The 13,635-nt window shown below is 73.6% G+C and carries 9 protein-coding genes; 3 read left to right on the top strand and 6 right to left on the bottom strand.

Annotation, left to right across the window (positions count from 1 at the left end):
- Nucleotides 1–201: 201 nt before the first annotated feature.
- Nucleotides 202–1,419: an acetyl-CoA C-acyltransferase gene (locus ACGF3H_RS14950; protein ID WP_318214869.1), complete on the top strand. Its 1,218-nt coding sequence runs from the start codon at nucleotides 202–204 to the stop codon at nucleotides 1,417–1,419.
- Nucleotides 1,416–3,545: a 3-hydroxyacyl-CoA dehydrogenase NAD-binding domain-containing protein gene (locus ACGF3H_RS14945; protein ID WP_362499355.1), complete on the top strand. Its 2,130-nt coding sequence runs from the start codon at nucleotides 1,416–1,418 to the stop codon at nucleotides 3,543–3,545. Before ACGF3H_RS14950 ends, ACGF3H_RS14945 begins: the two co-directional genes overlap by 4 nt.
- A gap of 164 nt (nucleotides 3,546–3,709) precedes the next feature.
- Here ACGF3H_RS14945 and ACGF3H_RS14940 read toward each other — a convergent pair whose 3' ends face one another.
- Nucleotides 3,710–4,726 carry a hypothetical protein gene (locus ACGF3H_RS14940; RefSeq protein WP_362499352.1) on the bottom strand — a complete coding sequence of 339 codons (1,017 nt, stop codon included), beginning with the start codon at nucleotides 4,724–4,726 and terminating at the stop codon, nucleotides 3,710–3,712.
- A 68-nt stretch (nucleotides 4,727–4,794) separates the two neighbouring features.
- Here ACGF3H_RS14940 and ACGF3H_RS14935 point away from each other — a divergent pair, with 68 nt between their 5' ends.
- Nucleotides 4,795–5,169: an NTP pyrophosphohydrolase gene (locus tag ACGF3H_RS14935; RefSeq protein ID WP_362499350.1), complete on the top strand. Its 375-nt coding sequence runs from the start codon at nucleotides 4,795–4,797 to the stop codon at nucleotides 5,167–5,169.
- 14 nt (nucleotides 5,170–5,183) lie between these two features.
- Here ACGF3H_RS14935 and ACGF3H_RS14930 read toward each other — a convergent pair whose 3' ends face one another.
- The 5 genes from ACGF3H_RS14930 to selA all read right to left on the bottom strand — a co-directional run bounded on the left by ACGF3H_RS14930 (nucleotide 5,184) and on the right by selA (nucleotide 13,634).
- Nucleotides 5,184–6,644, bottom strand: coding sequence for a glycosyltransferase family 39 protein (locus tag ACGF3H_RS14930; RefSeq protein ID WP_362499347.1), 1,461 nt, complete (start codon nucleotides 6,642–6,644; stop codon nucleotides 5,184–5,186).
- A gap of 72 nt (nucleotides 6,645–6,716) precedes the next feature.
- On the bottom strand, nucleotides 6,717–8,228 hold the full coding sequence (locus tag ACGF3H_RS14925) for an amino acid permease (protein ID WP_362499344.1): 1,512 nt from the start codon (nucleotides 8,226–8,228) through the stop codon (nucleotides 6,717–6,719).
- 136 nt (nucleotides 8,229–8,364) lie between these two features.
- Nucleotides 8,365–10,293 carry a 1-deoxy-D-xylulose-5-phosphate synthase gene (dxs, locus tag ACGF3H_RS14920; RefSeq protein WP_362499341.1) on the bottom strand — a complete coding sequence of 643 codons (1,929 nt, stop codon included), beginning with the start codon at nucleotides 10,291–10,293 and terminating at the stop codon, nucleotides 8,365–8,367.
- A gap of 202 nt (nucleotides 10,294–10,495) precedes the next feature.
- A complete protein-coding gene (selB, locus tag ACGF3H_RS14915) occupies nucleotides 10,496–12,289 on the bottom strand; it encodes a selenocysteine-specific translation elongation factor (protein WP_362499338.1) in 1,794 nt (597 codons plus the stop codon).
- Between the two features lie 7 nt (nucleotides 12,290–12,296).
- The gene (gene selA, locus ACGF3H_RS14910) at nucleotides 12,297–13,634 is read right to left on the bottom strand and encodes an L-seryl-tRNA(Sec) selenium transferase (RefSeq protein WP_362499336.1); all 1,338 of its coding nucleotides are present in this window, start codon (nucleotides 13,632–13,634) and stop codon (nucleotides 12,297–12,299) included.
- Nucleotide 13,635: the final 1 nt, after the last annotated feature.

The following is a 13,635-nucleotide window of genomic DNA, read 5'->3' as shown; positions in this document are numbered from 1 at the left end:
GCCCCCGCCGGCCGTGACGGTGTCGCGGCGGCGAACCGGCGCCGCCGACGGGGTGACGTCCGCCCGGCTTCCGGTGTGACCTTCGCCGCTTGGGGCGGGGGGACTGGGCAGCTACGTTACTCATAAGTAGCATGGGCCTGAGCGCGCGCTCAGCGTGCCGCAGCAGTGCAGTGCCATCCCGCACCCTGGAGGAGAGCCATCGTGCCTCGTACCGTCAGGGACGTCGTCTTCGTCGACGGCGTCCGCACCCCGTTCGGCAAGGCGGGCCCGAAGGGCATCTACCACGAGACCCGCGCCGACGACCTGGTCGTGAAGGCGATCCGGGAGCTGCTGCGCCGCAACCCCGGTCTCGACCCCAAGAAGATCGACGAGGTCGCCGTCGCCGCGACCACGCAGATCGGCGACCAGGGCCTGACCATCGGCCGCACCGCCGGCATCCTCGCGGGCCTGCCCACTTCGGTCCCGGGCTACTCGATCGACCGCATGTGCGCGGGCGCCCTGACCGCCGTCACCACGGTGGCCGGCTCGGTCGCCTTCGGCGCGTACGACGTCGCCATCGCGGGCGGTGTCGAGCACATGGGCCGCCACCCGATGGGCGAGGGCGTGGACCCGAACCCGCGGTTCGTCAGCGAGAAGCTGGTCGACGAGTCCGCCCTCTTCATGGGCATGACCGCCGAGAACCTGCACGACCGCTACCCGAGCATCACCAAGCAGCGCGCCGACGAGTACGCCGTGCGCTCGCAGGAGAAGGCCGCCAAGGCGTACGCCAACGGCCAGATCCAGGCCGACCTGGTGCCGATCTCGGTGCGCCGCACGAACGCCGAGGCCGGCGAGACGGGCTGGGGCCTGGTCACCGCCGACGAGCCGATGCGCCCCGGCACCACCCTGGAGAACCTGGCGGGCCTGAAGACGCCGTTCCGCGTCCACGGCCGGGTCACCGCGGGCAACGCGGCCGGTCTGAACGACGGCGCGACGGCCTCCCTCATCGCGAGCGAGGACTTCGCCCGCGAGAACGACCTGCCGGTCAAGATGCGCCTCGTCTCGTACGCCTTCGCGGGCGTCGAGCCGGAGGTCATGGGCTACGGCCCGATTCCGGCCACCGAGAAGGCCCTCGCGCAGGCGGGTCTGTCGATCTCCGACATCGGCCTGTTCGAGATCAACGAGGCCTTCGCCGTCCAGGTCCTCGCGTTCCTGGAGCACTACGGCATCGCCGACGACGACGCGCGCGTCAACCAGTACGGCGGCGCCATCGCCTTCGGCCACCCGCTGGCCTCCTCCGGCGTCCGGCTGATGACGCAGCTGGCCCGCCAGTTCGAGGAGCAGCCGCACGTCCGCTACGGCCTGACCACCATGTGCGTCGGCTTCGGCATGGGCGCGACGGTCATCTGGGAGAACCCGCACTTCGAGGGGGACAAGTGAGCACCACCGCAGAGCTGCTGAAGGGTGCGGCCGAGCTGTTCCCCGGCGAGGTCGTCACGCAGGCACACGTACGCCACTTCGACCTGCCCCTGGGCGCCGGGCGCTTCGCCCTGATCACCCTGGACAACGGTCACGACCACACCAAGCCGACCACCCTCGGCCCGCAGTCGCTGGCGAACATCGACGCCGCGATCGACCAGGTCGAGAAGGAGGCCGCGGACGGCGACATTGTCGGCGTCGGCGTCACCGGCAAGCCGTTCATCTTCGCGGTCGGCGCCGACCTCAAGGGCGTCGAGCTGCTGAAGCGGCACGAGGACGCGCTGGCCATCGGCAAGGGCGGCCACGACGTCTTCAAGCGGCTGGCGAAGCTGGCCGTGCCGACGTTCGCGTACTACAACGGCGCGGCCATGGGCGGCGGCGTGGAGATCGGCCTGCACTGCGCGTACCGCACGGTGTCGGCGGCGCTCCCGGCGTTCTCGCTCCCCGAGGTCTTCCTCGGCCTGGTCCCCGGCTGGGGCGGCTGCACGCTGCTGCCGAACCTGATCGGCGCGGACAAGGCCGTCTCGGTGATCATCGAGAACAGCCTGAACCAGAACAAGCAGCTCAAGGGCAAGCAGGTCTACGAGCTGGGCATCGCGGACGCGATCTTCGAGGGCGCGGACTTCCTGGAACAGTCGCTGATCTGGACGGCGTCCGTCCTCAAGGGCGAGATCGCCGTCGAGCGTCCCGCGATCGACCGCGGCGAGGCCTGGGACCAGGCCGTCGCGCGCGGCCGGTTCATCGCGGACGGCAAGGTGCACGGCGCCGCCCCGGCCGCCTACCGCGCGCTGGACATCATCGCCGCCGCCAAGAACGGCGACCTCCAGCAGGGCTTCGACGCCGAGGACCAGGCGCTCGCCGACCTCATCATGGGCGGCGAACTGCGGTCCGGCATCTACGCCTTCAACCTGGTGCAGAAGCGCGGCAAGCGCCCCGCCGGTGCCCCGGACAAGTCGCTGGCCCGCCCGGTGACCAAGGTGGGCGTCGTCGGTGCCGGCCTGATGGCCTCGCAGCTGGCGCTGCTCTTCCTGCGCCGCCTGGAGGTCCCGGTCGTCCTGACCGACATCGACCAGGAGCGCGTCGACAAGGGTGTGGGTTACGTCCACGCCGAGATCGACAAGCTGCTCGGCAAGGGCCGTATCAACCAGGACAAGGCCAACCGCCTGAAGGCCCTGGTGACGGGTGTCCTGGACAAGGCCGAGGGCTTCGCGGACGCGGACTTCGTCATCGAAGCGGTCTTCGAGGAGATGGGCGTCAAGCAGAAGGTGTTCGCCGAGGTCGAGGCGGTCGCCCCGGCCCACGCGATCCTGGCGACGAACACCTCGTCCCTGTCCGTGACCGAGATGGCGTCGAAGCTCCGGCACCCCGAGCGGGTCGTCGGCTTCCACTTCTTCAACCCGGTCGCGATCCTCCCGCTCCTGGAGATCGTGCGCGGCGAGCAGACCGACGACGCGGCGCTGGCCACGGCGTTCGGCGTCGCCAAGAAGCTGAAGAAGACCGCGGTCCTCGTCAAGGACGCCCCGGCGTTCGTCGTGAACCGCATCCTGACCCGCTTCATGGGCGAGATCCAGAACGTCATCGACGAGGGCACGCCCGTCGAGGTGGCGGAGAAGGCGGTGGAGCCGCTCGGCCTGCCGATGTCCCCCCTCGTCCTGCTGGAGCTGGTCGGCCCGGCCATCGGCCTGCACGTCTCGGAGACCCTGAACCGGGCCTTCCCCGAGCGCTTCACGGTCTCCCCGAACCTGAAGGCGGTCGTCGAGGCGGGCAAGCGCGGCTTCTACGTCTACGACAGCGGCAAGCCCGAGCTGGACCCGGAGGTCGCCGCCCTCCTCAAGCAGGGCGACACGGTCCTGACGGAGGAGCAGGTGCGCGCCCGCGTCCTGGACGCGGTGGCGCAGGAGATCGGCCTGATGCTCGACGAGGGCGTCGTCGCCGAGGCCCAGGACATCGACCTCTGCCTGATCACCGGCGCCGGCTGGCCCTTCCACCTGGGCGGCATCACGCCGTACCTGGACCGTGAGGGCGTGTCCGAGCGGGTGAACGGGAAGCGGTTCCTGGAGTCGGGCGTGGCTTCCGTTCCCGCGTGACGCCGCGACGCTCCGGTACGTGAAGAGGGCCCCCGCCGTGCGCGGGGGCCCTCTCTCCGTACCGGGACGAGCGACGGTCAGGACGGGTTCCGGCCGAGCGTGCCGACCGTGCAGGCGGCCCTTCCCGGCCGGACCGGGCCGCCGCCGCCCGGACACCGCTTCCGTCAGACCGGCTGCCAGGCCCCGAGCGCCAGCCCCGGCTCGTCCTTGCGGCGGGCCAGCAGGAGCCGGCCGGTCGACGGGGACAGCGCCGCCGCCACCACCCGGTCCTCGGCGTCCAAGGCGAGGGAGACCTCGGCGTCGGCGTCCAGTTGCGGACCCGACTCGGTCCACCAGGCGCCCGCCGACTCCTGCTCGGCGGGATACGCCGTGAAGGCGACCCGGCCGGAGGACGAGCGCTGGGCCAGCAGCGTGCAGCCGTGGCCGTCGAGCTCGCAGCGGACGGCCGCGACCGGACCGGGGCCGGCCGCGGGGAGCACGGACAGCGGGTCGGCGCCGGGGCGCCAGGCGCGAAGGGTGCCGGACCCGTCGGTGAAGAACAGCGTGGTGTTCTCGTCGGAGGTGGCAAGGGCACGCAGGGTCTCCGGCCGGACCGTGGCCTCCACCGCGTCGACCAGCTGGAACTCGGTACCGGGCGCCTCCTGGCGCCAGTGCAGGATCGTGCCGGCGCCGGCCGCGTACGCCTCGATGCGTCCGCCCCTGCCCACCACCGCCACGGGCGCGTCCTGGAGCTCGGCGCCCTTGAGGTCACGCCACGGGCCCCAGCCGCCCTTCTGCTTCTGCGCCCGCATGCTCAGCCCGCCGCCGCCGTTGCGCACGAAGAGGTGCGCGCGGCCCTGGGGGTCGACCGCGACGGCCGGCCTGCCGGTGCGGTCCCCCTTGCCGTTCGGATGCCCCACGGGTTCCCAGTCCAGGGCGGCCAGCAGGGGCCGGAAGTGGGTGGAGTGCACCAGACCCGACTCGCCGGGCACCGTGGGACGCCAGGCGACCAGGTGTGCGTAGGAGTCGGCGCCCTGGCCGACCGCCGGGCCGGGATGCACCCGCTGGTCCCCGCCCACCCTGCGCGGGGCGTCCCAGGTGCTGCCGGGTGCCCTCTCCGCACGGCACAGGACAGCGTCCTGGGTGACCAGGTAGACGCTGAGTCGGCCGTCCCGGCCGCGTACGAGCCAATCGCCGTTCACCTGATCACCTTATGACGCCGGCCAACGGCGCGCGCCGGGCGGGTCCCCCTGCGTGCGACCCTGGCCCCATGAGCGACAGCGGTCTTCTCCTCGTGATCGTCGACGGCGCGAACGTCGTGGGGTCGGTGCCCGACGGATGGTGGCGGGACCGGCGGGGGGCCGCGGAGCGGTTGCGCGACCGGCTGGCGGCGGACGGGGTGCCGGGCCGCCCCGGCCCGGTGGAGATCGTTCTCGTCGTCGAGGGCGCGGCCCGCGGCGTCGACTCCGTGCCCGGCGTCCGGGTGGAGGCGGCGCCCGGCAGCGGGGACGACCACATGGTCGAGCTGGTAGCGCGGGCCGGTGACCGCCCCGTCCTGCTGGTGACGGCGGACCGCGAGCTGCGCCGCCGGGTCACGGAGCTGGGTGCCGAGGTGGCGGGTCCCCGGACGGTCAGGCCGGTCTGACGGGGAGCCGGCGCCTACCCCCCGCCCCGCTCCGCCCCCGTGCGCCGGTACAGCACGGCCCCGTCCACCTCCCCCGCCTCCTCGTACGCCGCCCCCAGCAGGCGCCGCAGGGTGGGCAGGTGGTCCGGCGCGTACGGCTTTCCCCGGGAGTCGTCGACGACGAGGGCCGGCGGGTGAGCGGTCAGTTCCTCGCGGAGGATCCGCCAGGCGCCCTCGACCCCGTAGCGCTCGCCGACCGTGGTGCCGTCACGGCCGCCGCCGTAGTTGGTGAGCAGGCCGGCGGTGAGGTAGCGGGTGGCCGGGGTGCGGCCGGCGAACCAGTACGCCTCGGGGTGCATCCCCCAGAACAGGACGCGGTCGCCCGGGCGGGTGCGGTGCGCGGTGGTGTCCGCGAGGCGACGGGCGTGGTCGAGTTCGGTGCGGGGCGCGAACAGGCCCCAGGTGAGGAACAGGGCGCAGGCGGACGCCGTGACGAGGAGCGCGCGCGTCCGGTGTTCCCGGGCGGCGGTGCGCAGCGCGGCGGTCGCCAGCAGGGCGAGGGGCGGCAGGAGTTGCAGGAAGTAGTGTCCGTGGAAGTGCAGGCCCACCGTGACCGCCCCGGCGGACGCGGCGAGCCACAGCCACAGGTCGGCCGTCCCCGGGCGGGCGACCCGCAGCGACCGCAGGACGGGTGGGATTAGTCCCGCGCAGGCCACGGCCAGGACGCCGGTGTTGGCCAGCGCCCGGCCCAGGACGGGAAGGACGGACCCGCCGAGGGACGCGTAGGTGCCCGATCCGGTGACCGTCCAGAAGAGGAAGCCCGCCGGGTCGGTGACCAGCGCAGCGGCGAGTGCGGGTGCCACGGTCCCGGCCGCGAGCCGTGCCGTCCCCGCCCGCCGTGCGCCGCACAGCCACAGCACCGGCAGCAGGACCGCGGCGCCGGTCTGCTTGGCGAGGAACGCGCAGCCGACGGCGAGTCCGGCGGCGCCCGGGCGGCGGCGGTCGGCACACCACATCGCGGTCGCCGTGCACGGCAGCATGAACACCTCGAACGTGGCCGCCTGCGCGTCCTCCGGGTTGAGCCCGACGGAGATCAGCAGGTACAGCACTCCGGCCGTACGGCCCGCGGCGTCCCCCCAGCGGCGCCGGGCGAGGGAGGCGAGGGCCACGGCGGTGGCGAGCTGGGCGAGGACCGCCAGGACCCGGACCGGCATCAGCGACTCGGGCCCGGTTACCGCGAAGGCGGCCTGGTACAGCCAGGGCACCAGCGGCGGTTTGCGGTCGACGACCGTCTCGTACAGCGCGCCGCCGTGCGCGAGCAGGCCCGCCTGGACGGCCAGGTAGCCCTCGTCGGGGTTCCACAGGGGGCGGGTGAAGGAGGGGACGCGGGTGACGCAGGCCAGCGCCGCGAGCAGGGGCAGCAGGCGCGTCCAGTAGCCGGCGCCCTCGCGCGCGGTCGTGACGGTTCGTGACGGGGCGAGGAGGCGGGCGTGCATCCCCGTACGCTAACCGGCCCCGCATTTCCCCCGATACGGGACATACGGGGCCGGAGTGGCCTTCGAGGAAACTTACGGAGTGTCGCCTCCGGGCGGCGCGGCCGGTGTCTCCTTGCCCGGGGCCATGCGGCTGTGCGTGCGGCCGTAGAGGAAGTAGACGACGAAGCCGATCGCCATCCAGATGCCGAACCGGACCCAGGTCTCGGCGGGCAGGTTCAGCATCAGCCACAGCGAGGCGGCCACGGACACGATCGGCAGCAGCGGCACCAACGGGGTGCGGAAGGCGCGCGGCAGGTCGGGGCGGGTACGGCGCAGGATGATCACACTGATCGCGACGACGACGAAGGCGAACAGCGTGCCGATGTTCACCAGCTCGGCGAGCTCGCTCAGGCTGGTGAAGCCCGCGACGATCGCGATGATGACGCCGAGCAGGATGGTCGGCCGGTACGGGGTCCGGAACCTCGGGTGGACCACGGAGAAGAAGCGCGGCAGCAGTCCGTCGCGGCTCATGGCGAAGAACACCCGGGTCTGGCCGAGCAGCAGGATCATGCACACCGTGGTCAGGCCCACGGCGGCCCCGAAACTGATCACGCCGGAGAAGAAGGGGTGGCCGGTGGATTTGAACGCGTCGGCGAGCGGGGCGTCGACGGACAGCTTGGAGTAGTGCTGCATGCCGGTGACGACGATCGAGACGGCGACGTACAGCGCGGTGCAGATGAACAGGGAGCCGAGGATGCCGCGGGGCATGTCGCGCTGCGGGTTCTTGGTCTCCTCGGCGGCCGTGGCGACGATGTCGAAGCCGATGAAGGCGAAGAAGACGACCGACGCGGCGGTGAAGATGCCCATCACGCCGAAGTTGGACGGCGCCCACCCGAACATCAGCTGGATCAGCGGGGAGTGCAGCCCCCCGCCGGCCTCGACCGGCTGCTCGTCGGGGACGAACGGGTCGTAGTTGGAGCCGTCGACGAAGAAGGCACCCGCGATGATCACGATGAGGACGACGGTCACCTTGATGGCGACGACGAGCGTGGTGATGCGGGCCGACAGCTTCATGCCGAGGACGAGGATGCCGGTGAGCACCAGCACCAGGGCGGCGGCGAGGATGTCGAAGCCGAACCCGTCGGCGCCCTCCCGGCCGCCGAGGGCTTCGGGGAACTGCCAGCCGGCGTTGTCCATGAACGAGCGGATGTAGCCCGACCAGCCGACGGCGACCACCGCCGTTCCGAGCGCGAACTCCAGGACCAGGTCCCAGCCGATGATCCAGGCGGGCAGTTCGCCGAGCGACGCGTAGGAGAAGGTGTAGGCGGAGCCGGCCACCGGAACCGTGGAGGCGAACTCGGCGTAGCACAGCGCGGCGAGCGCGCACACGACACCGGCGACGACGAAGGCCAGGGCGACGGCGGGCCCGGCGTTGTCCTTGGCGACGGTGCCGGTCAGTACGAAGATGCCGGTGCCGATGATGACACCGACACCGAAGACCGTCAGGTCCAGCGCGGACAAGGACTTCTTGAGCGCGTGCTCCGGCTCCTCGGTGTCCCGGATGGACTGCTCGATCTTCTTGGTCCTGAAAAGGCTGCTGCTCACGGGTACCTCCGACGCTTGTCGTCCTCGACATGATCGTGAGGGGGCGTAGTGCGTATGCCCGGGGGTGAGCGGATTCACGCGGATGGGCAGGTTTCACCACTGCAACGAGTGGAGAACCTGCCCATCCGGCCGTACGTCAGTCGCGCGCCGCCTCCACCGGGTCCACCTCGGCACCGGGGCGCTCGTACCGTCCGTCGAGCTTGGCGACCAGGCCGGTGACCTGGCGGGCGATGTCGGGCGCGGTGAGCCCGATCTCGGCCAGGACCTCGGCGCGGGAGGCGTGGTCGAGGAAGCGCGGCGGGATGCCGAAGTCGCGCAGCGGCACGTCGACGCCCGCGTCGCGCAGGGCCTGGGCGACGGCGGAGCCGACGCCGCCCACGCGGGAGTTGTCCTCGACCGTGACGACCACGCGGTGCCGCTCGGCGAGCGGGGCCATGGCCTCGTCGACGGGCTTGACCCAGCGCGGGTCGACCACGGTGGTGGTGATGCCCTGCTTGTTCAGCAGGTCGGCGACCTCCAGGCACATCGGCGCGAGGGCGCCGACGGAGACCAGCAGGACGTCCGGGTCGTCGGTGCCGGGGGCGCGCAGCACGTCCATGCCGCCGACGCGGCCGACCGCCGGCACGGCGGGGCCGACGGCGCCCTTGGAGAAGCGGACCACGGTCGGCGCGTCGTCCACCTCGACGGCCTCGCGCAGCTGGGCGCGGACCTGGTCGGCGTCGCGCGGCGCGGCGAGCCGCAGGCCAGGGACGACCTGAAGGATCGACATGTCCCACATGCCGTTGTGGGAGGCGCCGTCGGTGCCGGTGACACCGGCCCGGTCCAGCACGAAGGTCACACCGCACTTGTGCAGGGCCACGTCCATCAGGACCTGGTCGAAGGCGCGGTTGAGGAAGGTGGCGTACACCGCGAAGACGGGGTGGACGCCGCCGTGGGCGAGACCGGCCGCGGACACGGCGCCGTGCTGCTCGGCGATGCCGACGTCGTAGACGCGGTCGGGGAAGGCCTTGGCGAACTTGTCGAGGCCGACCGGCTGGAGCATGGCCGCGGTGATGGCGACGACGTCCTCGCGCTCCTCGCCGATCTTGACCATCTCGTCGCCGAAGACGGACGTCCAGTCGGCGCCGGAGGTGGAGATGGGCAGGCCCGTGTCGGGGTGGATCTTGCCGACGGCGTGGAAGCGGTCGGCCTCGTCCTGGAGGGCGGGCTGGTAGCCGCGGCCCTTCTCGGTGAGGCAGTGAACGATGACGGGGCCGCCGAAGCGCTTGGCGCGGGTCAGCGCGGACTCCAGGGCCTCGAGGTCGTGACCGTCGATCGGGCCCACGTACTTGAGGCCGAGGTCCTCGAACATGCCCTGCGGGGCGATGAAGTCCTTCAGGCCCTTCTTCGCGCCGTGCAGGGTGTCGTAGAGGGGCCGGCCGACGACCGGGGTGCGCTCCAGGAGGTCCTTGGTGCGGGCCAGGAACCGCTCGTAGCCGTCGGTGGTGCGCAGGGTCGCGAGGTGGTTGGCGAGGCCGCCGATGGTCGGGGCGTAGGAGCGCTCGTTGTCGTTGACGACGATGACGAGGGGGCGGTCCTTGGCGTCGGCGATGTTGTTCAGCGCCTCCCAGGCCATGCCGCCGGTGAGGGCGCCGTCACCGATGACGGCGACGACGTGGTCGTCGCGGTGGAGGACCTGGTTGGCCTTGGCGATGCCGTCCGCCCAGCCGAGGACGGTGGAGGCGTGGCTGTTCTCGATGACGTCGTGCTCGGACTCGGCCTGCGAGGGGTAGCCCGACAGGCCGCCCTTCATCTTCAGCCTCGAGAAGTCCTGGCGCCCCGTGAGCAGCTTGTGCACATAGGACTGGTGGCCCGTGTCCCAGAGCACCTTGTCCTTCGGCGAGTCGAAGACGCGGTGCAGGGCGAGGGTGAGTTCCACCACGCCGAGGTTGGGACCGAGGTGGCCGCCGGTCTTGGAGACGGCGTCGACGAGGAAGGTCCGGATCTCCTCTGCCAGCCGGCCCAGCTCTTCCAGGCTGAGCCGGTCCAGATCGCGCGGTCCCGTGATGCGGGTCAGCAGCGGCACCCGTGCCTCCTTGCGTTAGAGCTGGTGAGAGCTGGTTGTGCGGATCGATCGTGGTCAAGCCAAATCAGGTCCCGTCGAGTCTAATGTTCCGGCCCGGGCTCCAGTCATCGGAAGTGCCGTACATTTGTCGCAGTTTCGCCCGGAAACCGGCCCGGCCGGTGCGCGCGTGTGGCCCAGGGAACATCCGGCCGGACCGCGCCGGTCAGTCCCCGGCTCCGTCGCGCGCCACCACGTGCCGCAGGCCCTCCTCGGTGGACCGGGTGTGTCCCAGCCGGTCGAGGAGCTCGAACAGGGGCACCGCGACCCGCCGCGAGGTGCCCAGCACCTGGCGTCCGGCGCTGAGCGTGAAGGGCTGCGGCAGCCGGGCCAGACGGGCGAGCGCGAGCGGCACGGCCTCGGGGTGCACGTACACGCTCCGGTCCAGGCGGCACAGCCGCCCGCGGTCGGCCGCGGCGCGCAGGTGGAAGAGGGTCAGCCCGAGCGCGTCCAGCTCGGGCCGGCCCGGGGCGTCGAACGGGTCGGCGCGCAGCCGCGCGTACACGGCGTCGAGCGCGCTCTCGGTGCGGTCGGCCGGGGCGGGCCGGGCGTCCGCGTCGCGCAGGCCCCCGCTGTCCCGCACCAGGCCCAGCTCGTCGGCCGCCGCGCTCAGCAGGGCGCCGTCGACGAGGCCGCTCGCCCGGAGCGCGGCCTCGCGGGGCAGCGCCGGGGCGTCCGGCCGTGCGGCGGCGCGTGCCCGTACGGCCTCGGCGAGCCGTGCCGTGCGCTCGCGCCACCAGCCGGCGTCGACGTACCACCCGGCGATCTCGCGGGTCCCCCGCGGCGCGGGTGCGTCGGGTGCCAGGTGTCCCGACCGGGTCAGGGCCGTGCGCGCTGCCGCGCCGCGCCGGGTGATCTCCGCGGCGGCGTCGGGCCGGTCGGGGCGGGCGGCGAGGTCCGCGTGGCGGCGGGCGGCGGCGCCCCGCCGGGTCAGCGGCGGGGGTTCCAGGTCGAGGACGACCAGGCCGGCGACGATGCGCTGCTGCCCCGGGTCCCGCAGCAGCGCCCGCTCCCCCACGTCGAGGGGCAGGGTGCGCTCCGCCCGGATCCGCGCCGTGTCCTCGCCCAGGCGGCGCACGTGCACGGGGACGGCGGCGGAGCCCACGTGCAGGACCAGATGGCTCGCACAGCGGTCGGCGAGCCAGTCGACCCGCGCGTCGAACGCCCCGGTGCCCGCCCACCAGCCGGGTGCCACCAGGGCGTCGCCGCGGCGGATGCCGTCGCGGGGTGTTCCGCGCAGGTTCACGGCGACCCGGGCGACGGCGTCGGCCCGCTCGACGCCCCGGCCGAGGCTCTGCACCTGCCGGACGCGGACCGGCTCCCCGCGGGACCAGAGCAGCAGTTCGTCGTCGCGGGCGATGGAGCCGCGGCCCAGGGTGCCCGTCACGACGGTTCCGGCGCCGCGCACCGTGAAGACGCGGTCCACCCACAGCCGGGTGCGCGGGGTGGGGGCCGGGGCCGGGAGCCGCGCGGCCAGACGGGCCAGCGCGCCGCGCAGTTCGGGCAGGCCCGCGCCGGTCGGCGCGCTGGTGACGACGGCCTCCAGGCCGGCCAGCGGAGTCCCGGCCAGCCGGTCCCTGGCCTCCTCGACGGCGAGGTCGCCGTCGCCGAGGTCGGCGCGGGTGACGACGAGGACACCGTCGCGCACGCCGAACGCGCTCAGCGCCTCGACGTGGTCCTGGGTCTGCCGGCTCCACCCCTCGTCGGCGGCGATCACGAGCAGCGCGGCGGGCACCGGGCCGACACCCGCCAGCATGTTGGGGACGAACTTCTGGTGACCGGGCACGTCGACGAAGGTCACCGTCTCGCCGGTGGGCAGCGTCGTCCAGGCGTAGCCGAGGTCGATGGTCATGCCGCGCCGCCGCTCCTCGGCCCAGCGGTCGGGTTCCATTCCGGTCAGGGCGCGGACCAGGGTCGACTTGCCGTGGTCGACATGGCCCGCGGTGGCCACGACGTGCACGGCCGCCTCACCCCGCCGGGCAGGTGCCGGGGCACCCGGCGTCGCGGGCCGCGGCCACGGCCGCCGTCAGCAGGTCGTCGTCCCGTTCCTCGGGGACGCAGCGCAGGTCGAGCAGGAGCGCGCCCCTGGCGGTGCGTCCCACGACGCTGGGGCGGCCCCGGCGCAGCGGGTCGGCGAGGTCCGCGCAGACCCGCACGGCCCAGCCCGGCAGCCGCTGCCCGGGGGCGCCGCCGCCTCCGACGGCGCCGTCGTGCGGGACGACGCCGGCGCTGACCCCCCGGGCCGTGAGCCGGTCGGCGAGCGCGGTGCTGCGCGCCCGCAGCCGCACGGGGTCGGTGTGCAGGGCGCGGTGCACGGGCGGCTCGGGGCCGCGCAGGGTCGCCTCCAGGGCGGCGAGGGTGAGCTTGTCGACGCGCAGGGCCCGGGCCAGCGGGTGGCGGCGCAGCCGTTCGACCAGGGCCGCGGTGCCGAGCAGCAGCCCGGCCTGCGGACCGCCGAGGAGTTTGTCGCCGCTGGCGGTGACGAGGGCGGCGCCCTGGCGCAGCCAGGTGGCGGCGTCGGGCTCGTCCGGCAGCAGCGGGTCGGGGCGCAGCAGGCCCGAGCCGATGTCGCCGACCACGGGCACACCGAGGCCGGCCAGGTCGGTGACCGCGACGGCCGAAGTGAAGCCCTCGACGCGGAAGTTGGACGGGTGGATCTTGAGGATGCAGGCGGTCTCAGGGCCGAGGGCGTCGCGGTAGTCGGCGAGGTGGGTGCGGTTGGTGGTGCCGACCTCGCGCAGCCGGGCGCCGGTGCTGACCAGCAGGTCGGGCAGCCGGAACCCGTCGCCGATCTCGATGAGTTCGCCGCGGCCGACCACGATCTCGCGGCCCTGCGCCAGGACCGTGGCCGCCAGGGCGAGCGCGGCGGCGCCGTTGTTGACGACGTGGACGTCGCCGGCGTCCGGCACGGCGGCGCGCAGCGCGTCCAGGGCGCCCCTGCCTCGCCGGTCGCGCCGGCCGCTGTCGACGTCGTACTCGACGTCGACGTGCCCGGCGGCGGCGTCCACCGCCGCGCGGGCCTGCGCGGACAGGGGGGCGCGGCCGAGGTTGGTGTGCAGGACGATGCCGGTGGCGTTGAGGACGGGGCGCAGCGACATGGCGTGCTCGGGCAGCAGGGCGACGGCCGCGTCGACGATCCGCTCGGGCGGCACCTCGGCGGCGCGCACCTGGTCCTGGGCCCGGTGCACGGCCTGCTTGACGAGGGTGGGGCCCAGCCGGTGCGCGGCCTCCACGAGCCGGGGGTCGGCGAGCAGGGTGTCGGTGCGGGGCACGCGCGGGCGGTCCGGTGCGGGGGTGCGCGTCATG

The organism is Streptomyces sp. NPDC048185, assembly GCF_043202495.1.
Lineage (GTDB): Bacteria > Actinomycetota > Actinomycetes > Streptomycetales > Streptomycetaceae > Streptomyces.
This window is presented reverse-complemented; position numbering and strand designations above follow the sequence as displayed.